19 protein-coding genes are annotated in these 19,732 nt (G+C 56.6%); 11 read left to right on the top strand and 8 right to left on the bottom strand.

Features of this window, described 5'->3' with window-relative positions; translation table 11 throughout:
* The first annotated feature begins 98 nt into the window (after positions 1-98).
* The 5 genes from BWI76_RS17815 (at position 99) to rnd (ending at position 6,491) form a co-directional block, all read left to right on the top strand.
* Entirely contained in the window at positions 99-2,009 is a 1,911-nt protein-coding gene (locus BWI76_RS17815; RefSeq protein WP_024357823.1) for an ATP-dependent DNA helicase, read from the top strand.
* Between the two features lie 67 nt (positions 2,010-2,076).
* Complete coding sequence (tsaB, locus tag BWI76_RS17810; RefSeq protein ID WP_024357824.1) at positions 2,077-2,772, top strand: tRNA (adenosine(37)-N6)-threonylcarbamoyltransferase complex dimerization subunit type 1 TsaB; 696 nt, start codon at positions 2,077-2,079, stop codon at positions 2,770-2,772.
* Between the two features lie 43 nt (positions 2,773-2,815).
* Positions 2,816-3,400 (top strand): Slp family lipoprotein, encoded by a 585-nt coding sequence (locus BWI76_RS17805; RefSeq protein ID WP_024357825.1) that lies wholly within the window; start codon positions 2,816-2,818, stop codon positions 3,398-3,400.
* A 208-nt stretch (positions 3,401-3,608) separates the two neighbouring features.
* On the top strand, positions 3,609-5,294 hold the full coding sequence (fadD, locus tag BWI76_RS17800) for a long-chain-fatty-acid--CoA ligase FadD (RefSeq protein ID WP_004138515.1): 1,686 nt from the start codon (positions 3,609-3,611) through the stop codon (positions 5,292-5,294).
* A gap of 81 nt (positions 5,295-5,375) precedes the next feature.
* Positions 5,376-6,491, top strand: coding sequence for a ribonuclease D (rnd, locus tag BWI76_RS17795; protein WP_165775024.1), 1,116 nt, complete (start codon positions 5,376-5,378; stop codon positions 6,489-6,491).
* 68 nt (positions 6,492-6,559) lie between these two features.
* On the opposite strand, the gene minE is transcribed toward rnd, so the two are convergent.
* The 3 genes from minE to minC are packed head-to-tail and all read right to left on the bottom strand — an operon-like array spanning position 6,560 to position 8,367.
* Positions 6,560-6,829: a cell division topological specificity factor MinE gene (gene minE, locus BWI76_RS17790; protein WP_002910902.1), complete on the bottom strand. Its 270-nt coding sequence runs from the start codon at positions 6,827-6,829 to the stop codon at positions 6,560-6,562.
* 3 nt (positions 6,830-6,832) lie between these two features.
* Positions 6,833-7,645 (bottom strand): septum site-determining protein MinD, encoded by an 813-nt coding sequence (gene minD / locus BWI76_RS17785; RefSeq protein WP_004121970.1) that lies wholly within the window; start codon positions 7,643-7,645, stop codon positions 6,833-6,835.
* Between the two features lie 23 nt (positions 7,646-7,668).
* Complete coding sequence (gene minC, locus BWI76_RS17780) at positions 7,669-8,367, bottom strand: septum site-determining protein MinC (protein ID WP_004138520.1); 699 nt, start codon at positions 8,365-8,367, stop codon at positions 7,669-7,671.
* Positions 8,368-8,493: 126 nt separating this feature from the next.
* On the opposite strand from minC, the gene BWI76_RS17775 reads away from it, so the two are divergent.
* From BWI76_RS17775 to BWI76_RS17765, 3 genes are all read left to right on the top strand, one after another.
* Complete coding sequence (locus tag BWI76_RS17775) at positions 8,494-8,775, top strand: YcgL domain-containing protein (protein WP_004138522.1); 282 nt, start codon at positions 8,494-8,496, stop codon at positions 8,773-8,775.
* A 16-nt stretch (positions 8,776-8,791) separates the two neighbouring features.
* Positions 8,792-9,451: a fumarylacetoacetate hydrolase family protein gene (locus BWI76_RS17770; RefSeq protein WP_004121967.1), complete on the top strand. Its 660-nt coding sequence runs from the start codon at positions 8,792-8,794 to the stop codon at positions 9,449-9,451.
* Between the two features lie 94 nt (positions 9,452-9,545).
* Positions 9,546-9,992 (top strand): YcgN family cysteine cluster protein, encoded by a 447-nt coding sequence (locus BWI76_RS17765; protein ID WP_004121966.1) that lies wholly within the window; start codon positions 9,546-9,548, stop codon positions 9,990-9,992.
* A gap of 8 nt (positions 9,993-10,000) precedes the next feature.
* On the opposite strand, the gene BWI76_RS17760 is transcribed toward BWI76_RS17765, so the two are convergent.
* The 3 genes from BWI76_RS17760 to nhaB all read right to left on the bottom strand — a co-directional run bounded on the left by BWI76_RS17760 (position 10,001) and on the right by nhaB (position 12,678).
* Entirely contained in the window at positions 10,001-10,345 is a 345-nt protein-coding gene (locus BWI76_RS17760; protein ID WP_004138523.1) for a DUF1971 domain-containing protein, read from the bottom strand.
* Positions 10,346-10,463: 118 nt separating this feature from the next.
* Positions 10,464-10,994 carry a disulfide bond formation protein DsbB gene (gene dsbB, locus BWI76_RS17755; protein ID WP_004103253.1) on the bottom strand — a complete coding sequence of 177 codons (531 nt, stop codon included), beginning with the start codon at positions 10,992-10,994 and terminating at the stop codon, positions 10,464-10,466.
* A gap of 130 nt (positions 10,995-11,124) precedes the next feature.
* Positions 11,125-12,678 (bottom strand): sodium/proton antiporter NhaB, encoded by a 1,554-nt coding sequence (nhaB, locus tag BWI76_RS17750; protein ID WP_004138525.1) that lies wholly within the window; start codon positions 12,676-12,678, stop codon positions 11,125-11,127.
* A 245-nt stretch (positions 12,679-12,923) separates the two neighbouring features.
* On the opposite strand from nhaB, the gene fadR reads away from it, so the two are divergent.
* Entirely contained in the window at positions 12,924-13,643 is a 720-nt protein-coding gene (gene fadR, locus BWI76_RS17745) for a fatty acid metabolism transcriptional regulator FadR (RefSeq protein WP_004121962.1), read from the top strand.
* A 59-nt stretch (positions 13,644-13,702) separates the two neighbouring features.
* On the opposite strand, the gene BWI76_RS17740 is transcribed toward fadR, so the two are convergent.
* A complete protein-coding gene (locus BWI76_RS17740) occupies positions 13,703-15,235 on the bottom strand; it encodes a SpoVR family protein (RefSeq protein WP_004138526.1) in 1,533 nt (510 codons plus the stop codon).
* Positions 15,236-15,556: 321 nt separating this feature from the next.
* On the opposite strand from BWI76_RS17740, the gene BWI76_RS17735 reads away from it, so the two are divergent.
* Positions 15,557-16,855 (top strand): D-amino acid dehydrogenase, encoded by a 1,299-nt coding sequence (locus BWI76_RS17735; protein WP_024357829.1) that lies wholly within the window; start codon positions 15,557-15,559, stop codon positions 16,853-16,855.
* 12 nt (positions 16,856-16,867) lie between these two features.
* Positions 16,868-17,938, top strand: a complete 1,071-nt coding sequence (gene dadX / locus BWI76_RS17730; protein ID WP_049086310.1) for a catabolic alanine racemase DadX — start codon at positions 16,868-16,870, stop codon at positions 17,936-17,938.
* 16 nt (positions 17,939-17,954) lie between these two features.
* Here dadX and BWI76_RS17725 read toward each other — a convergent pair whose 3' ends face one another.
* Positions 17,955-19,688: a potassium/proton antiporter gene (locus tag BWI76_RS17725; RefSeq protein ID WP_049103515.1), complete on the bottom strand. Its 1,734-nt coding sequence runs from the start codon at positions 19,686-19,688 to the stop codon at positions 17,955-17,957.
* Positions 19,689-19,732 lie beyond the last annotated feature (44 nt).

Raw genomic sequence — 19,732 nt, 5'->3', positions numbered from 1 at the left:
CGGCAAGACTGCCACAATGTTGCACCTGCGTCACTACCCGCACTGGCGAAAACCCCTCCACCCTGACATAATCACTGTCCAAATAACCAGGGGGTAATGTGATCGACGATTTTGCAGCAGACGGCCAGCTGGCCAGCGCGATTGCGGGATTTAAACCACGCGAGCCGCAGCGCCAGATGGCTTTCGCCGTCGCCAGCGCGATTGAAGAAACCCGTCCGCTGGTGGTTGAAGCGGGTACCGGGACCGGGAAAACCTACGCTTATCTGGCGCCTGCGCTGCGCGCCAACAAAAAAGTCATTATCTCCACCGGCTCGAAAGCGCTACAGGATCAGCTCTACAGTCGCGATTTGCCTACCGTCGCCAAAGCGCTGAAGTACACCGGTAAGCTGGCCCTGCTGAAAGGGCGGTCGAACTACCTGTGCCTTGAGCGTCTGGAGCAGCAGGCCCTTGCCGGGGGAGACCTGCCGGTACAAACCCTCAGCGACGTTATTCTGCTGCGTTCATGGTCTAATCAAACCGTCGATGGCGATATCAGCACCTGCGTTAGCGTCGCCGAAGATTCCCAGGCCTGGCCGCTGGTCACCAGCACCAACGACAACTGCCTCGGCAGCGACTGCCCGTTATATAAAGACTGTTTTGTGGTGAAGGCGCGGAAAAAGGCGATGGATGCCGACGTGGTCGTCGTCAACCATCATCTGTTCCTCGCCGATATGGTGGTCAAAGAGAGCGGCTTTGCCGAGCTGATCCCCGAAGCGGAAGTGATGATCTTCGACGAAGCGCATCAGCTACCGGACATCGCCAGCCAGTACTTTGGACAATCGCTCTCCAGCCGCCAGCTGCTGGACCTGGCAAAAGACATTACTATTGCTTATCGTACCGAGCTCAAAGACACTCAGCAGCTGCAGAAGTGCGCCGACCGGCTGGCCCAGAGCGCGCAGGATTTTCGCCTGCAGCTGGGGGAACCGGGCTATCGCGGCAACCTGCGAGAGCTGCTGGCTGACCACAACATTCAGCGCGCGCTGCTGCTGCTTGATGATGCGCTCGAACTCTGTTACGACGTGGCAAAGCTGTCGCTGGGCCGCTCGGCGCTGCTTGATGCCGCCTTTGAGCGGGCAACCCTTTATCGTGGCCGCCTGAAGCGGCTGAAAGAGACCAGCCAGCCGGGATTTAGCTACTGGTATGAGTGTACTTCCCGCACCTTCACCCTGGCGCTGACCCCGCTGACGGTGGCGGATAAATTTAAAGAGGTGATGGCGCAAAAATCGGGGAGCTGGATCTTTACCTCGGCCACGCTCTCGGTCAATGACGATTTACATCATTTCACCGATCGCCTTGGCATCGGCGAAGCGCAAACGCTGCTGCTGCCCAGCCCCTTTGATTACGCCCATCAGGCGCTGCTGTGCGTGCCGCGTAATTTGCCGTTACCCAACCAGCCCGGCGCGGCGCGGCATCTGGCGGCGATGCTCAAACCGCTGATTGAGGCTAACGACGGGCGCTGCTTTATGCTGTGCACTTCCCACGCCATGATGCGCGATCTGGCGGAGCAGTTCCGCGCCACCATGACCCTGCCGGTGTTGCTGCAGGGGGAAACCAGTAAAGGCCAGCTTTTACAGCAGTTCGTCAGCGCCGGGAATGCGCTGCTGGTGGCGACCAGCAGCTTCTGGGAAGGCGTGGACGTGCGCGGCGATGCCCTCTCGCTGGTGATTATCGACAAACTGCCGTTCACCTCGCCGGACGATCCGCTACTCAAAGCGCGGATGGAAGATTGCCGTCTGCGCGGCGGCGATCCCTTTGATGAGGTGCAGCTGCCGGACGCGGTGATTACTCTTAAACAGGGCGTGGGGCGTCTGATCCGCGATGTTACCGATCGTGGGGTACTGGTTATCTGCGACAACCGTTTGGTGATGCGTCCCTACGGCGCGACCTTCCTCGCCAGCCTGCCGCCCGCGCCGCGCACGCGCGACATCCGCCGGGCGGTACGCTTTCTTGCGGTGCCGCCGGCGAGGTAATCCGGCGCAAAATGTGGTAAGCTGCGCGCCATTTTGTCAATCTGCTAGAGCGAGAGCGCGACAACCCATGCGAATTTTAGCTATCGATACCGCCACGGAGGCCTGCTCCGCGGCGCTGTGGAATGATGGCACCCTCAGTGCTCATTTTGAAATCTGCCCCCGTGAACATACCCAACGTATCCTGCCCCTGGTGCAGGAGGTCCTCAATGAGAGTGGCACGCAATTAACCGACCTTGACGCGCTGGCCTTTGGCCGCGGGCCGGGGAGCTTCACCGGCGTGCGTATCGGTATTGGTATCGCCCAAGGGCTGGCGCTGGGGGCCGAGCTGCCGATGATCGGTGTGTCCACGTTGGCAACCATGGCGCAGGGCGCGTGGCGCAAAACCGGCGCAACCCGCGTGCTGGCGGCCATCGACGCCAGAATGGGCGAGGTCTACTGGGCGGAATATCAGCGCGATGAGCAGGGCGTCTGGCACGGCGAAGAGAGCGAGGCGGTGCTGAAGCCGGAAGCGGTTCGCGAGCGGCTTCAGCGGCTGGAAGGCGAGTGGGCCACCGTTGGCACCGGCTGGCAGGCGTGGCCCGATCTGGCTAACGGCTGTGGTTTAACGCTCGTCGATGGCGACATTCAGCTGCCTGAAGCGCAGGATATGCTGCCGCTGGCCTGCTATCTGCTGACGGCGGGAAAAACCGTGGCCGTCGAACACGCTGAACCGGTTTATTTACGTAATGAAGTGGCGTGGAAGAAACTTCCTGGCCGCGAGTGAATCTCAGTAACTATATGTCTGAGAAGAACGAAGGAGTCGCGTCATGGCGGGTCAAAAAAGGGTAGTGCGTTGGTTAGTCGCGGCGGCAGTCGTTGCTGCGCTGAGCGGGTGCGCTTCGGTGCCGGATGCCATAAAGGGCACCACCCCGACGCCGCAGCAGGATCTAGTCCGGGTAATGAACGCGCCGCAGCTGTATGTCGGTCAGGAAGCGCGTTTTGGCGGCAAGGTGGTTAGCGTACAGAACCAGCAGGGTAAAACCCGCCTGGAAATTGCCACCGTTCCGCTCGACGGCGCCGCGCGTCCGGCGCTGGGCGAACCGTCGCGCGGGCGTATTTTTGCCGACGTAAACGGCTTTATCGACCCGGTGGATTTTCGCGGGCAGCTGGTCACCGTGGTTGGCCCGATCGTCGGCGTCGTCGACGGCAAAGTGGGGAATACGCCGTATAAATTCATGTTGATGAATGCCATCGGCTACAAGCGCTGGAACGTTGTGCAGCAGGTGGTGATGCCCCCGCAGCCAATGATGGACCCGTGGATGTTCGGCCCGCGCCCGTGGGGCTACGGTTACGGCGGCTGGGGCTGGTATAACCCGGGCCCTGCCGAAGTCAGAAACGTCGTAACTGAATGATTTTGTAGCTATTGTAAGCAAAAAGAAACAGCGGCTGGTCCGCTGTTTCTTCGTTTTCAGTCAAATAAGAAAAATAAATAGTGACGCGCTTCGCAACCTGTACAACGCCTAATTAATAAACTGGTACGCTGAGTTAATATAATGTTAACAGAATGTTTGTTGATCAGGGGCTGTGATGACGACGAATAACTATTTCAGAGGTGATGCAGTGAAAAAGGTTTGGCTAAACCGTTATCCCGCGGACGTTCCTGCGGAGATAAACCCTGACCGCTATCAATCCCTGGTTGAACTGTTTGAACATGCCGTCCGCCGCTATGCCGACCAACCGGCATTTATCAATATGGGCGAGGTGATGACCTACCGTAAGCTGGAGGAGCGCAGCCGGGCGTTTGCCGCTTACCTTCAGGAAGGTTTGGGTCTGCAAAAAGGCGACCGCGTCGCCCTGATGATGCCGAATCTGCTGCAATATCCGGTAGCGCTGTTTGGTATCCTGCGCGCGGGGATGATCGTGGTGAACGTCAATCCGCTCTACACCCCGCGCGAGCTGGAGCACCAGCTCAACGACAGCGGCGCCGCCGCCATCGTGATTGTCTCCAACTTCGCGCATACCCTGGAAAAGGTGGTCGATAAAACCCAGGTTAAGCACGTGATTTTAACCCGTATGGGCGATCAGCTTTCCCCGGCGAAAGGCACCGTGGTTAACTTTGTGGTGAAGTACATCAAACGGCTGGTGCCAAAATACCATCTGCCGGACGCCATCTCGTTTCGCAGCGCGCTGCAGCACGGCTACCGTATGCAGTACATCAAGCCGGAAATCGTCCCTCAGGATCTCGCTTTTCTCCAGTACACCGGCGGAACAACCGGCGTGGCGAAGGGAGCGATGCTGACGCATCGCAATATGCTGGCGAACCTTGAGCAGGTCAACGGCACCTACGGGCCGCTGCTGCATCGCGGCAAAGAGTTGGTCGTTACCGCGCTCCCGCTGTACCACATTTTTGCGCTGACCATGAACTGCCTGCTGTTTATCGAGCTGGGCGGGCAGAATCTGCTGATCACCAACCCGCGCGATATTCCAGGCCTGGTCAAAGAGCTGGCGAAATATCCCTTCACCGCGATGACCGGGGTCAACACCCTGTTTAACGCGCTGCTCAATAACAAAGAGTTTCAGCAGCTCGACTTCTCCTCCCTGCATCTCTCCGCCGGCGGCGGCATGCCGGTGCAGCAGGTGGTAGCCGAACGCTGGGTTAAGCTGACCGGGCAGTATCTGCTGGAAGGCTATGGCCTGACCGAGTGCGCGCCGCTGGTGAGCGTCAACCCGCACGATATTGATTATCATAGCGGCAGCATCGGCCTGCCGGTGCCCTCCACCGAAGCGAAGCTGGTGGATGACGACGATAATGAAGTACCGCCGGGGGAGCCGGGGGAGCTGTGCGTGAAAGGGCCGCAGGTGATGCTGGGATACTGGCAGCGTCCTGATGCCACCGCGGAAATTATTAAGGACGGCTGGCTGCATACTGGCGACATCGCGGTGATGGATGAAGAGGGCTTCCTGCGCATCGTCGACCGCAAAAAAGATATGATTCTTGTCTCGGGCTTCAACGTCTATCCGAATGAAATCGAAGATGTGGTGATGCAGCACGCCGGGGTTCAGGAAGTGGCCGCGGTCGGCGTGCCGTCCGGCAGCAGCGGTGAAGCGGTGAAAATTTTCGTGGTCAAGAAAGACCCGACGCTGACGGAAGAGATGCTGATTACCTTTTGCCGTCGCCAGCTAACCGGCTACAAGGTTCCGAAGCACGTTGAGTTTCGCGATGAGCTGCCGAAATCCAACGTTGGGAAAATTTTACGTCGAGAACTGCGTGACGAAGCCCGCGCTAAAGTAGACAATAAAGCCTGAGCTAAGAGTGAATCGCCAGACGCCGGCTAAGCCGGCGTTTTTTATGGGCGCAAGTTAAGAGAGTATGATTTGAACTATCAGATGATCACCACCAACGATGGCCTGCGCGCCGTCTGTGACGCGGCAAGCTCGGTTTCCGCCATTGCGCTGGATACGGAGTTTGTCCGTACTCGCACCTACTACCCGCAGCTCGGTTTGCTCCAGCTGTTCGACGGCAACCAGGTTTCGCTGATCGACCCGCTGGTCATCACCGACTGGCAACCGATGCGCGAACTGCTGCTGAATAAAGACGTGACCAAATTTCTGCACGCCGGTAGCGAGGATCTGGAAGTATTCCTTAATGCCTTTCATCTGATGCCGCAGCCGCTGATCGATACGCAAATTCTGGCCGCCTTTTGCGGTCGCCCGATGTCCTGGGGCTTTGCGTCGATGGTGGAAGAGTTTACCGGCGTGGCGCTGGATAAAAGTGAATCCCGTACCGACTGGCTGGCGCGTCCGCTAACCGAACGCCAGTGCATTTATGCCGCCGCCGATGTCTGGTACCTGCTGCCGATTGCCGGAAAGCTGATGGCTGAAACCGACAGCGCAGGCTGGCTCTCCGCTGCGCTGGATGAGTGTCAGCTGATGCAGCAGCGCCGCCAGGAGGTGCAGGATCCTGCCGAGGCGTGGCGCGATATCGGTAACGCCTGGCAGCTGCGCACTCGCCAGCTGGGCTGCCTGCAGCTGCTGGCGGACTGGCGTTTGCGTAAAGCGCGCGAGCGCGACCTGGCCGTCAACTTTGTCATTCGCGAAGAACATTTGTGGAACGTGGCGCGCTATATGCCCACCAGCCTGGGTGAACTTGATAGCCTGGGACTGTCGGGCAGCGAAATTCGTTTCCACGGCAAGACGCTGATCGGCCTCGTCGAGAAAGCGCAGGCGCTGCCGGAAGAGGCGCTGCCTGAGCCGCTGCAGAATCTGATCGATATGCCGGGCTACCGCAAGCTGTTTAAAGATATTAAAGCGCTTGTGCAGACCGTGAGCGCCGAGAAAGGCGTCAGCGCCGAGCTGCTGGCCTCAAGAAGGCAGATTAACCAGCTGCTGAACTGGCACTGGGGATTAAAAAGCGGCAACGGGCAGCCTGAGCTGGTATCCGGCTGGCGAGGCGCATTGATGGCCGATCGCCTGAATGCGCTATTAAGCGAATACCCGCGCTAACGTTTGGTCTGCAAAGTAACAAAAACCGGCTTCGCATCGCGACGCCGGTTTTTTTTATACCTTCAGGCTCAGGATTTCGACTCTTCAGTTTCCGGCAGGGTCACGTTCAGCTCCAGAATCGAAATATCACCGTCTCTCTGCTCAAGCTGCACGCTGACCATTTCCGGGTCGATTTGCACATATTTGCAAATCACTTCAAGAATGTCTTTACGCAGCTGCGGAAGATAGTGCGGCTCCGCGTCGCCGCGACGGCGCTCCGCGACGATGATTTGCAGGCGCTCTTTCGCAATGTTGGCCGTGTTCTTTTTCCGCGAGAGAAAAAAGTCGAGTAATGCCATAATTTATCCTCCGAACAGGCGTTTGAGGAAACCTTTCTTCTCTTCTTCTACGAAGCGGAAAGGACGTTCTTCTCCGAGCAGACGTTCAACGGTATCGGCATAGGCTTTGCCCGCGTCCGAGGTATCATCCAGAATAACCGGTTCGCCCTGGTTAGACGCGCGCAGCACGGACTGATCTTCCGGAATCACGCCCACCAGATTGATGCGCAGAATTTCCAGCACGTCTTCCATGCTCAGCATGTCGCCTTTGTTGACGCGTCCTGGGTTATAGCGGGTCAGCAGCAGATGCTCTTTAATCGGATCTTCACCTTTTTCCGCACGGCGGGATTTAGAGGCCAGGATGCCGAGGATACGGTCGGAGTCGCGAACGGAGGAGACTTCCGGGTTAGTGGTGATGATGGCTTCATCAGCGAAGTATAACGCCATCAGCGCACCGGTTTCGATGCCTGCAGGGGAGTCACAGACGATAAAATCAAAATCCATCTTTTTCAGTTCTTCGAGAACTTTGTCTACGCCTTCGCGGGTCAGGGCGTCTTTGTCACGCGTCTGGGAGGCCGGGAGGATATAGAGGTTCTCCGTGCGCTTGTCTTTGATAAGCGCCTGGTTCAGCGTGGCATCGCCCTGGATGACGTTGACGAAGTCATAAACGACCCGGCGTTCACAGCCCATGATCAAGTCAAGGTTACGCAGGCCGATATCGAAGTCGATAACGACCGTTTTCTTTCCCTTCTGGGCCAAACCAGTAGCGATGGCCGCGCTGGAGGTGGTCTTGCCAACGCCTCCTTTACCCGAAGTCACAACAATAATGCGTGCCATAGAAATTCCTTGTTAAAAAGGGATTAATTCAACGATTGAATCGTCAAAGCGCTGTCGTCTAAACGTAGACGCGCCGCTTTGCCATAAAATTCGGCCGGAATGTTATCACTCAGCCAGTATTCCCCGGCGATGGAAACCAGTTCCGCCGAGAGGTTGGTACAAAATATTTGGGCGTCTCTGTCGCCGCCAGCGCCGGCAAGCGCACGTCCCCGCATCATGCCATATACATGGATGTTACCATCGGCAATAAGTTCAGCCCCGGCACTCACATGGTTTGTAACAATTAGATCACAGTGTGGCGCATAAATACGCTGACCGGAACGTACCGGCTGATCAATCAAACGCGTTTTTGTGATCTGATTAACAACTGGCGGCGACGCGACGGGTTCTGGCGGGGCCTGACGGGTGGTTTTTTCTTTCCCTTCGGTTAATAACGGGATCCCGGCGCGGTCAATTTCGGTTTTCAGCCGAGGAAGTTTACATCCGCTTACGCCCATAATACGCAGTCCGGTGGCCGCAATAGCTTCATGGAGAGGGCGCCAGTCGACGTCATCTTCAATGCTGCTGATATTCACCACCACGGGGGCATGACGTAAAAAGGCGGGAGCCTGGGCGATTTTGTCTTCTAACGCCTGACGAATAACCTCGGGATTTGCATCGTGCAAATGAACCACAGATAAGGTGAAGCTACTGCCCTTAAGTTCGATTGGCGTATTTGACATCCTGGCCTTACTCAATTTGCTGTTTATCACTCGCTGAAGTGCGGTGATATTCCGAAGACTAAAAGGCATGTTATAGTCACTCATATATAGAGGCAAGTGACCGCAGGTCTAATTCCGAGTAAAACTATGTTTTGTGTGATCTATCGAAGTACTAAACGTGAGCAAACCTATTTATATGTCGAAAAAAAGGACGATTTCTCCCGCGTTCCTGATGAATTAATGTATAGCTTCGGTACGCCTAAACTGGCAATGATTCTGCCGCTTGATGGACGAAAAAAACTCATTCACGCCGATTTGGATAAAGTGAAGCAGGCGCTGGCCGATCAGGGCTATTACCTTCAACTCCCTCCGCCGTCTGAAAATTTACTCAAGAAACACCTGGCGGAACAGGGGAATAAATCTGATTAACCCACAGAGGTAAAAAATGTACCAACATCATAACTGGCAGGGTGCGCTACTGGATTATCCGGTAAGCAAAGTGGTTTGCGTGGGCAGCAACTATGCAAAACACATTAAGGAGATGGGCAGTGCGACGCCGGAAGAGCCGGTGCTGTTTATTAAACCTGAGACGGCGCTATGCGACATCCGCCAGCCGTTGGTGCTGCCTGAGGGCCTGGGTTCGGTGCACCATGAAGTTGAGCTGGCGGTGCTGATTGGCGGCACGCTGCGTCAGGCGACCGAAGATCACGTGCTTAAAGCCATTGCCGGCTATGGCGTGGCGCTGGACCTCACTCTGCGCGATCTGCAGGGTAAACTGAAAAAGGCCGGTCAGCCGTGGGAAAAGGCGAAAGGATTTGATAACGCCTGTCCGATTTCCGGGTTTATTCCCGCCGCCGAATTTCACGGCGACGCGCAGAATACGCCGCTGAGCCTGAAGGTGAACGGCGAAGTGCGCCAGCAGGGCACCACGGCCGACATGATCCATAAAATTGTGCCGCTGATCGCCTATATGTCGCGCTTCTTCACCCTGAAAGCCGGTGACGTGGTGCTGACCGGTACCCCGGAAGGCGTGGGGCCGCTCGCCAGCGGCGACGAGCTGGAAGTGGGGTTTAACGGCTTATCGCTGACCACCCGCGTGCTGTAACGACCTCTTGCCGCCGTCTCCGGGCGGCAAAACTTGCAACGGCGTGCCAGACTGGTTATAAGGTGCACCCTGAATTGCAATGACGGACATCCCAATGAGCGAACAACCTTTCTGGCAACAAAAAACACTGGATGAAATGAGCGATGCGGAGTGGGAATCACTTTGCGACGGCTGCGGACAGTGCTGCCTGCATAAGCTGATGGATGAGGATACCGACGAAATCTATTTTACCAACGTCGCCTGCCGTCAGCTCAATATCAAAACCTGCCAGTGCCGTAACTATGAGCGCCGCTTCGAATATGAGCCGGACTGCATTAAGCTAACCCGCGACAATCTGCCTACGTTTGAATGGCTGCCGCCGACCTGCGCCTATCGTCTGCTGGCGGAAGGCCAGCCGCTGCCGCACTGGCATCCGCTGTTAACCGGTTCGAAGGCGGCGATGCATGGCGAACGCATCTCGGTTCGCCATATTGCGGTGAAAGAAGCCACCGTGGTTGACTGGCAGGATCATATCCTGAATAAACCAGACTGGGCGCAGTAGGCGCTCAGTTAGCTTTTCTTCGCGTGGAACAGCCCGCTTTCACCGTCGGCGTCGTCCGCAACCCAAAAGTTAATATTGAACTGCGCGTCGTCGCTGAGCTCAATGCGGTGCCAGTACTGCGGCGGGCTGGTCGCGAACTGCCCGGCGTTGATAACAACCTTTGCCTCAGGTTCTGTCGCCTGTTCATCGGCGAAACCATAGTAGGTTACCGTGCCTTCCATCACGCAAAGCTGGCCGAAAACACCCGCAGCGGTGTTGTGGTGCGTCAGTAGAGCGGCAGGGACGTTCTGTTTGGTAAAGAATGGGGTGGAGCGTTTTACCTTCCAGCTAGCGGGAATACGCAAATGAGACATCATGTGCTCCTCAGTTAACATTTATAAGATGTATTTAATATGCATCTTTATGGCAACAACGTCAACGCGCAGGCAAAAAAAAAACGCTCCCGGAGGAGCGCATTATCAGCAATGGTTCTTAGCGACCAAACAGATCGCGCTTTTTAGGTTTAAACGGCTGAGCGATAAGCACCAGTACACCGACCACCAGATAGGCGGCGAAGATGCCAACCAGCCACTGCGGCATTTCCAGCGTCAGGAATTCCCACTGGCGTACGGAGCAGTCACCGGTAGCGACAAACACCTGAGGCAGCCATTTATCCAGCGGCAGCCACGTTGGGAAACGAGCGGCGAAATCGCAGGTCTGGAAAGGGGAAGGGTGAAGCTGAATCATGGTGTGTTCCCATGACAGCTGCAGCCCGCGTAGGGCGCTGTAGAGCCAAATCACAATCGCGACATAGCGCAGAGGGGTTTTTGGCGCAATGGCGCCGACGATACCGGCGCCCATCACGCCAAATAGCGCGCAGCGCTCGTAAATACACAGTACGCACGGCTGCAGCAGCATCACGTGCTGGAACCATAACGCCACCAATTCAAGAATAAACGCGGTTAGCGCCATCAGGAGCCAGGCACCGCGTCCCCTTGAGCACTGGTTTAAATATCGCAACATAATCATTTCCCTGGAACATGCTAAATCATGGCAGTGTAAACGAAAACCGTAGCGACGCCAGCAGCTAGTCTGAAAATATTACGTAAACGAATATGGAATGCCCGGCGTTTTGAGCCGGGCATGGATGATTTTATTTCAGCAGCTGCGGCGTCACCAGCCAACCGTGCTCCAGCATCCACTGGGTAGCCGGCATCAGGGTAAACTCGACGCAGGCCAGGCCGACGAGGGTCAGGACGAGGGTATACGGCAGCGCCATCCACACCATCCGGCCATAGGAGAGGCGAATCAGCGGAGCCAGCGCGGAAGTCAGCAGGAATAGAAACGCGGCCTGGCCGTTCGGCGTGGCGACTGATGGCAAGTTGGTGCCGGTATTGATCGCCACCGCCAGCAGCTCGAACTGCGGCAAACTGATGGTTCCCTGCTCCAGAGCGGACTTGACCTCGTTGATATAGACGGTGCCGACGAAGACGTTATCCGAAATCGACGACAGCAGGCCGTTAAACAGGTAAAACAGCGACAGCTGGGCGTGCGGCGAGGCCTGGAGAACGAATTCGATCACCGGCGCAAACAGGTGCTGATCGATAATCACCGCCACAACGGCGAAAAAGACCGTCAGCAGCGCGGTAAACGGCAGCGCTTCGGTAAACGCTTTGCCGATGGCGTGTTCATCGGTGACCCCGGAAAACGTGGTCGCCAGAATGATGACCGACAGGCCAATCAGACCGACTTCCGCAAGGTGCAGCGCCAGGGCGATGATTAGCCAAACGCCGATAATCCCCTGGGCGATAAGACGCAGGCGATCCTGTCGGCTGCGGCTCTGACGGCTACGATCGTCAAAATCCTGCAGCACTTTACGCACGGTTGGCGGCAGCGGTTCGCCGTAGCCAAACAGGCGGAATTTCTCCAGCAGCAGGCAGGTGAGCAGGCCGCAGACCAGCACCGGCAAGCTTACCGGCAGCATGCGCATGAAGAATTCGCCGAAGTGCCAGCCCGCGGCTTTGGCGATAATCAGGTTCTGCGGTTCGCCAACCATCGTCATCACGCCGCCGAGCGCGGTGCCGACCCCGGCGTGCATCATCAGGCTGCGCAGGAAGCCGCGAAACTGCTCCAGGACATCGCGATAGTGCTGCTCGATATGGCTGTCGTCGAGCATATCGTCATCGTCCGGCCGCGCCGAAGCGACTTTGTGATAAATACCGTAGAAACCCACGGCGACGCTAATCACGACCGCGACAACGGTCAGCGCGTCGAGAAATGCGGAAAGAAAGGCGGAAGCGACGCAAAACGCCAGCGACAGCAGCATCTTGCTGCGGATGCCGAGCAGCAAACGGGTGAAGATGAACAGCAGCAGCTGCTTCATGAAATAGATCCCCGCCACCATAAACATCAGCAGCAGCAGGACTTCAAGGTTAGCGGCAACTTCCGCCCGGATATGCCCGGGCGTGGTCATCCCGATAAACACCGCTTCGATCGCCAGCAGACCGCCCGGCAGCAGCGGATAACATTTGAGCGCCATCGCCAGGGTGAAAATAAATTCGATAACCAGCAGCCACCCGGCAATAAACGGATGAAGATAAAAGACCAGCGGATTAACGATTAAGAAAATGATGAGAGTGAGTTTGTACCAGTCCGGGGACTGACCAAGAAAGTTGCGCCACAGGGCGCGGCCATACGACATTTCCACGACAGACATCCTTTCTCCGCCAAATTCTGAAACATGATTTTATGCGTAACTATACGCAAGATTACCAGTTGCGCAAAATGGGGCGCAACTTTCTTCGCATCACATTCTTTAGCAACAGAAAGTGTGAAATGAAAAGTTGAAAATGAAACGGCGATCCCTTTTTAATTACTTTCTGGCGCTATCTGCCTTTTGGCCGCTCTGGTATGATGAGTCGAATAGCAACGCTGTGTAATGGAAATCTTATTATGGTCATTAAGGCGCAAAGCCCTGCGGGTTTCGCTGAAGAGTACATCATTGAAAGTATCTGGAATAACCGCTTTCCTCCTGGTTCAATTCTTCCCGCTGAACGTGAACTTTCTGAACTGATTGGTGTTACCCGTACAACCTTACGTGAAGTGTTGCAGCGTCTGGCGCGCGATGGCTGGTTAACCATTCAGCACGGTAAGCCTACCAAGGTGAACAACTTCTGGGAAACTTCAGGCCTGAATATTCTCGAAACCCTGGCGCGTCTCGATCATGACAGCGTACCGCAGCTGATTGATAATCTGCTGTCCGTACGTACCAATATTTCGACGATTTTTATCCGTACCGCTTTCCGCCAGCATCCTGACAAGGCGCTGGAAGTTCTGGCGAGCGCGCGTGAAATTGAAGACCACGCCGACGCTTTTGCCGAACTCGATTATAACATTTTCCGCGGTCTGGCCTTTGCTTCAGGTAATCCCATCTACGGCCTGATCCTCAATGGAATGAAAGGTTTATACACCCGGATTGGCCGTCACTATTTTGCCAACCCGGAAGCGCGTAGCCTGGCGCTCGGCTTCTATCACCAGCTGGCGAAGGTATGTGAAGAAAAGCTTCATGAACAGGTTTATGAAATCGTGCGCCGCTACGGGCATGACAGCGGTGAGATTTGGCACCGTATGCAGAAGAATTTGCCGGGTGACCTGGCGATTAATATGCGCTAGACCCCGCCAACGAATAAAAAACGCCCGGTGCTATCACCGGGCGTTTTGCTTTTCACGCGCTATAGCGGATTGGGCCGCGGCGGCGTACGTTCCAGCAGCTCAACGCTACCATCGGCGTTTTGCTGCTCAAGAAGAACGTCAAACCCCCACAGGCGGTGGACGTGCTTAAGCACCTCGCGACGGCCTTTATCCAGCGGCACACGGTTATGCGGAACGTAGCGCAGGGTGAGCGAGCGGTCGCCGCGCAGGTCAACGTTCCATACCTGAATATTCGGCTCGAGGTTGCTCAGGTTGTACTGCGCTGAAAGCTTCGAACGAATCTCACGATATCCTTCTTCATTATGAATAGCGGATATTTCCAGATAGTTATTGTGATCGTCATCGAGCACGGTAAAGAAGCGGAAATCGCGCATGATTTTCGGCGACAGGAACTGGCTGATAAAGCTCTCATCTTTGAAGTCGCGCATCGCGAAGTGCAGCGTTTCGAGCCAGTCTGAACCGGCAATATCCGGGAACCAGTATCTATCCTCTTCCGTCGGCGACTGACAAATACGTTTAATATCCTGGAACATGGCGAAACCCAGCGCGTAGGGGTTAATGCCGCTGTACCACTGGCTGTTATAGGGCGGCTGGAACACCACGTTGGTGTGGCTGTGCAGAAACTCCAGCATAAAGCGCTCGGTCACTTTTCCTTCGTCATAAAGATGATTAAGGATGGTGTAATGCCAGAAGGTCGCCCAGCCTTCGTTCATGACCTGAGTCTGCTTCTGCGGATAAAAATACTGGCTGACCTTGCGCACGATACGCAGGATTTCACGCTGCCAGGGTTCCAGCAGCGGCGCGTTTTTCTCCATAAAATAGAGCAGATTTTCCTGCGGCTCTGAAGGATAGCGGCGCGCCGCTTCAATCGTCTTTTCCTCTTCGCGCTTCGGCAGGGTGCGCCACAGCATATTCACCTGACTCTGGAGATACTCTTCCCGGCTTTTTTGCCGCGCCTTCTCCTCCTGCAGGGAGATTTTCTGCGGACGTTTATAGCGGTCAACGCCGTAGTTCATCAAGGCGTGGCAGGAGTCGAGCAGCTTCTCGACTTCATCTACGCCATAGCGCTCTTCACATTCGGTGATGTATTTCCGCGCGAAGATGAGATAGTCGATGATTGAACTGGCGTCGGTCCAGCTGCGAAAGAGGTAGTTATTTTTGAAAAACGAGTTATGCCCGTAGCAGGCGTGCGCCATGACCAGCGCCTGCATGGTGATGGTGTTCTCTTCCATCAAATAGGCGATACAGGGGTTGGAGTTAATGACGATTTCATAAGCCAGCCCCTGTTGACCGTGCTTATAGGCCTGTTCGGTCTCAATGAATTTTTTACCGAACGACCAGTGCGGATAGTTAATCGGCATCCCGACGCTGGAGTAGGCATCCATCATCTGTTCGGATGTAATGACTTCGATTTGGTGCGGATAGGTGTCAAGACGATACAGCTTCGCCACCCGGTCGACTTCTGCCAGATAGGTCTCCAGCAGCTCAAAAGTCCAATCGGGTCCATCGCTTAAACGGGTTGTGTCCTTGTTCATGGAATCAATCGTAGCCATTAGCGCGCCCTCGTTGTTGATGGTTCTCTCTGTACGGAAAACCTCTTAACAAGCATAGAACACGGCGTCGCAAACTGCGTCCATCCGCATTTTCTTTTCTTCGCGATTTCACCATCTGAAACGCGATATTCCACGATTTAAACAGAATTTTATTCTGTAGAAAAATGAGGCGCAGCAGGAGATGGTAAACCGACGGGGGCTGCGCTGGCGCAGAACCCTGTGAGATAAGTCACCATAAATAAAGCGTATGTTGAATAATATTTTCATCTGAGTTATCAATTTGTAATCAGATGATTGTTCTTTAACGATTACGGAGCCGCTATGCGCGTCGTCATACTGGGAAGTGGGGTAGTAGGAGTCGCTAGCGCCTGGTACTTAAGCCAGGCAGGACATGAAGTGACGGTTATCGATCGTCAGCCGGGGCCGGCCGAAGAGACCAGCGCCGCTAACGCCGGGCAGATCTCTCCCGGCTATGCCGCGCCGTGGGCGGCGCCGGGCGTACCCTTGAAGGCGATTAAGTGGATGTTCCAGCGCCACGCGCCGCTGGCCATCGGGCTGGATGGCACCCCGTTCCAGCTGAAATGGATGTGGCAGATGCTGCGCAACTGCGACACTCGCCACTATATGGAAAATAAAGGACGCATGGTGCGCCTGGCGGAGTACAGCCGCGACTGCCTGAAGGCGCTGCGCGAGAGTACCGGTATCCAATATGAAGGTCGGCAGGGCGGCACGCTGCAGCTTTTCCGCACCGACAAGCAGTTCGAAAACGCCACCCGCGATATCGCGGTGCTGCAGGAGGCGGGCGTGCCTTACCAACTGCTGGAGGCGAACCGCCTGCTGGAAGTTGAACCGGCGCTGGCTGAAGTGAGCCACAAGCTGACGGGCGGTTTACGCTTACCCAATGATGAAACCGGCGACTGTCAGCTCTTCACCACCCGTCTGGCCCGCATGGCGGAACAGGCGGGCGTGACCTTCCGTTTTAATACCCCCGTCGATGAACTGCTCTATGAAGGGGATCTCATCTCCGGCGTGAAGTGCGGCGCTGAAATCATTAAAGCGGACGCGTACGTGATGGCATTCGGTTCCTATTCGACGGCCATGCTGAAAGGGCTGGTGGACATTCCGGTCTACCCTCTGAAAGGCTATTCGCTGACCATTCCGATCGCGGAAGAGGACGGCGCGCCGGTATCGACTATCCTTGATGAAACGTACAAAATCGCCATCACCCGCTTTGATCGTCGGATTCGCGTTGGCGGAATGGCGGAAATTGTCGGTTTTAATAAAGAACTGCTGCAGCCGCGGCGTGAAACCCTGGAGATGGTGGTGCGCGATCTGTTCCCGCGCGGCGGCCACGTTGAACAGGCGACCTTCTGGACCGGACTGCGTCCAATGACCCCGGACGGTACGCCGGTGGTGGGCCGCACGGCGTATAAAAATCTGTGGCTGAATACCGGCCACGGTACGCTGGGATGGACCATGGCCTGCGGTTCAGGGCAGCTGATTAGCGACCTGATCTCCGGGCGTACGCCGGCGATCCCGTATGACGATCTTGCCGTCGCCCGCTACGGTCGCGGCTTTACGCCGGCCCGCGCTCAGCATCTGCATGGCGTTCACAATTAACAAGGAGCTTTCATGTCTCGTCCTGTAAAGGCCAGCATTGATATGTCAGCCTTACGCCAGAATCAACAAATTGTTCGCCGCGCGGCGCCCGCTTCGCGCCTGTGGGCGGTGGTCAAAGCCAATGCTTATGGCCACGGCCTGGCGAGAGTCTGGAACGCGCTTAGCGCCGCGGACGGTTTCGCGATGCTCAATCTTGAAGAGGCGATCCTGCTGCGCGAGTTGGGCTGGAAAGGGCCGATACTGATGCTGGAAGGCTTTTTCCACGCCGATGAGCTGGCCCTGTTTGATAAGTACCGTTTGACCACCAGCGTGCACAGTAACTGGCAAATCAAGGCGCTCCAGCAGGCGAAGCTGCACGCGCCGCTCGATATCTACGTCAAGGTGAATAGCGGGATGAATCGGCTGGGTTTTATGCCGGATCGTCTGCACATCGTCTGGCAGCAGCTGCGATCGCTGCATAACGTCAGTGAAATGACGTTAATGTCGCATTTTGCCGAAGCGGAAAACCCGGACGGCATCGTGGAGCCGATGCGGCGTATTGAGCAGGCGGCGGAAGGGCTGGATTGCCCGCGCTCGCTGGCGAATTCGGCGGCCACCCTGTGGCATCCGGAGTCGCATTTTAACTGGGTGAGGCCGGGGATCGTGCTGTACGGCGCTTCGCCTTCCGGCCTGTGGCAGGATGTGGCCAACACCGGACTGAAACCGGTGATGACGTTAAGCAGCGAAATTATTGCCGTGCAGAACCTGAAAGCCGGGGAAGCGGTCGGCTACGGCGCGACCTGGCGTACGGCGGAGGAGCGGCGCATCGGCATCGTTGCCTGCGGCTACGCCGATGGTTACCCGCGTCTGGCGCCGAGCGGTACGCCGGTGCTGGTTGACGGCGTTCGCACCGCGACGGTAGGGCGCATCTCGATGGATATGCTGGCGGTGGATTTGACCCCCTGCCCGCAGGCAGGGATCGGCGCGCCGGTCGAGCTGTGGGGCAAAGAGATTAAAATCGACGATGTCGCATCCGCCTGCGGCACCGTCGGGTATGAGTTAATGTGCGCGCTGGCGCCGCGCGTACCGGTTGTGACGGTGTAACTTGTCGTGGGGCGGGTTACTCCGCCTCATCTCCCGCCATTCGTACGCCCACCCTCAGGACATGATCCTCTTCTTTTTCCGCCACCGTCCACACCATGCCGGCAAATTCCACCTGGTCGCCGACGACCGGCGCGGCGCCCAACAGCTGCTGCACGACATCACCCAGCGACTGCTGGCGATCGCGGAACTCCTCACCGCCATCGATGCCGTAAATCTGCGCGACGTCGGCGAACTTGGCATTGGCGTCGAGGATAAAATCACCAAAGAAGCGCTGATCGAGCGCGACCGGCGGCGACTGGCTGAACAGTTTACCCAGCGCGGGTAAATCGCGCTCGCGGCCGATAACGCAGAGAATATCGCCCTCCAGCAGTCGGGTGCTGCCGGTAGGGTGCAGCAGAACGTTGTCGCGAAACAGCGCGGCAATCCGCGTTTCCGGCGGCATATGCAGGTCGCGCAGCGCCGCGCCGACGCACCATTTTTCGGCGCTAAGCTGGTAAACGAACTGCTCCCACGGGTTTTCCGGGTGAATATCCAGCCCGACGCGGGAGATGGGCGATCCGATCGGCGGCACCACCACTTTGGCTTTCTTCGCCGCCCAGGAGAGCGACGTTCCCTGCAACAGCAGCGACACCAGCACCACGAAGAAGGCCACGTTAAAGAACAACCGCGCATTGTCCAGACCGGCCATCATCGGAAATACGGCGAGAATAATCGGTACCGCGCCGCGCAGGCCAACCCAGCTGATAAATATCCGTTCGCGCAGGTTAAAGCCGCGAAACGGTAGCAGACCGGCAAATACCGACAGCGGACGGGCGATAAAGATCATCCACATCGACAGAATGAGCGCCGGGATAGCGATAGGCCACAGGTCTGACGGCGTGACCAGCAGGCCGAGCACCAGGAACATGGCGATCTGCGCCAGCCACGCCAGGCCGTCGAAGTTTTGCAGAATACCGTGGCGGTTGCGAATCGGCCGGTTGCCGAGCAGGAAACCGCACAGGTAGACCGCGAGGATGCCGCTGCCGTCCAGCGAAGTGGTCGCGGCAAAAATCATGATCCCGCCGCTCAGCGCCAGCAGCGGGTAAAGCCCGGCCGGCAGCACAATGCGATTAATCATCTGCAGCAGCAGATAGCCGCCGCCGAGACCGATAGCGATACCCAGGCCGAATTGCTGCACGATATGCACCGCAAACATCCAGCTCAGGCCGGTCTCATGTTGCTGAATCATCTCGATAAGGGTGATGGTCAGGAACACCGCCATCGGGTCGTTGCTGCCGGATTCAATTTCCAGCGTCGAGCCGACGCGTTCATTCAGTCCTTTACCGCCGAGCAGAGAGAACACCGCCGCGGCATCAGTCGAGCCGACGATAGCGCCGATCAGCATTCCTTCGATCAGGTTGAGATGAAACAGCCAGGCCGCCATCACTCCGGTCAGGGCCGAGGTGATCAGCACCCCTACCGTAGCGAGCGACAGCGCGGGCCACAGCGCCACGCGAAAGGAGCTGGCCTGAGTGCGCATCCCGCCGTCAAGCAGGATAACCGCCAGCGCCAGGTTGCTCACCATATAAGCGAAAGGGTAGTTGTCGAACGGAATGCCGCCGATACCGTCAATCCCCGCCAGCATCCCAATGGCGAGGAAGATAACCAGGATCGGGATGCCGAGGCGTGAGGAAAAGGAACTTAATAAAATACTACAGGTTACTAAAACAGAACCCAGGATAAACAGACTGATGACCGCAGCGGCGTCCAATGTTGACGTACTCCTTACCGGCGTGAAGATAAATTAAAAACTAC

The organism is Klebsiella sp. M5al (genome assembly GCF_002090195.1).
Classification (GTDB): Bacteria; Pseudomonadota; Gammaproteobacteria; order Enterobacterales; family Enterobacteriaceae; genus Klebsiella; species Klebsiella grimontii.
Note: the sequence above shows the minus strand (reverse complement) of the source record. Positions and strands in the feature narration are given on the sequence as shown.

Coding starts and splice junctions, on each gene's coding strand:
- BWI76_RS17805 (WP_024357825.1), top strand. CDS start 2,816: ATGGCGGGTCAAAAAAGGGTAGTGCGTTGGTTAGTCGCGGCGGCAGTC.
- rnd (WP_165775024.1), top strand. CDS start 5,376: ATGATCACCACCAACGATGGCCTGCGCGCCGTCTGTGACGCGGCAAGC.
- BWI76_RS17775 (WP_004138522.1), top strand. CDS start 8,494: ATGTTTTGTGTGATCTATCGAAGTACTAAACGTGAGCAAACCTATTTA.
- BWI76_RS17765 (WP_004121966.1), top strand. CDS start 9,546: ATGAGCGAACAACCTTTCTGGCAACAAAAAACACTGGATGAAATGAGC.
- minC (WP_004138520.1), bottom strand. CDS start 8,367: ATGTCAAATACGCCAATCGAACTTAAGGGCAGTAGCTTCACCTTATCT.
- tsaB (WP_024357824.1), top strand. CDS start 2,077: ATGCGAATTTTAGCTATCGATACCGCCACGGAGGCCTGCTCCGCGGCG.
- fadR (WP_004121962.1), top strand. CDS start 12,924: ATGGTCATTAAGGCGCAAAGCCCTGCGGGTTTCGCTGAAGAGTACATC.
- BWI76_RS17735 (WP_024357829.1), top strand. CDS start 15,557: ATGCGCGTCGTCATACTGGGAAGTGGGGTAGTAGGAGTCGCTAGCGCC.
- minE (WP_002910902.1), bottom strand. CDS start 6,829: ATGGCATTACTCGACTTTTTTCTCTCGCGGAAAAAGAACACGGCCAAC.
- minD (WP_004121970.1), bottom strand. CDS start 7,645: ATGGCACGCATTATTGTTGTGACTTCGGGTAAAGGAGGCGTTGGCAAG.
- BWI76_RS17740 (WP_004138526.1), bottom strand. CDS start 15,235: ATGGCTACGATTGATTCCATGAACAAGGACACAACCCGTTTAAGCGAT.
- BWI76_RS17760 (WP_004138523.1), bottom strand. CDS start 10,345: ATGTCTCATTTGCGTATTCCCGCTAGCTGGAAGGTAAAACGCTCCACC.
- BWI76_RS17770 (WP_004121967.1), top strand. CDS start 8,792: ATGTACCAACATCATAACTGGCAGGGTGCGCTACTGGATTATCCGGTA.
- dsbB (WP_004103253.1), bottom strand. CDS start 10,994: ATGTTGCGATATTTAAACCAGTGCTCAAGGGGACGCGGTGCCTGGCTC.
- dadX (WP_049086310.1), top strand. CDS start 16,868: ATGTCTCGTCCTGTAAAGGCCAGCATTGATATGTCAGCCTTACGCCAG.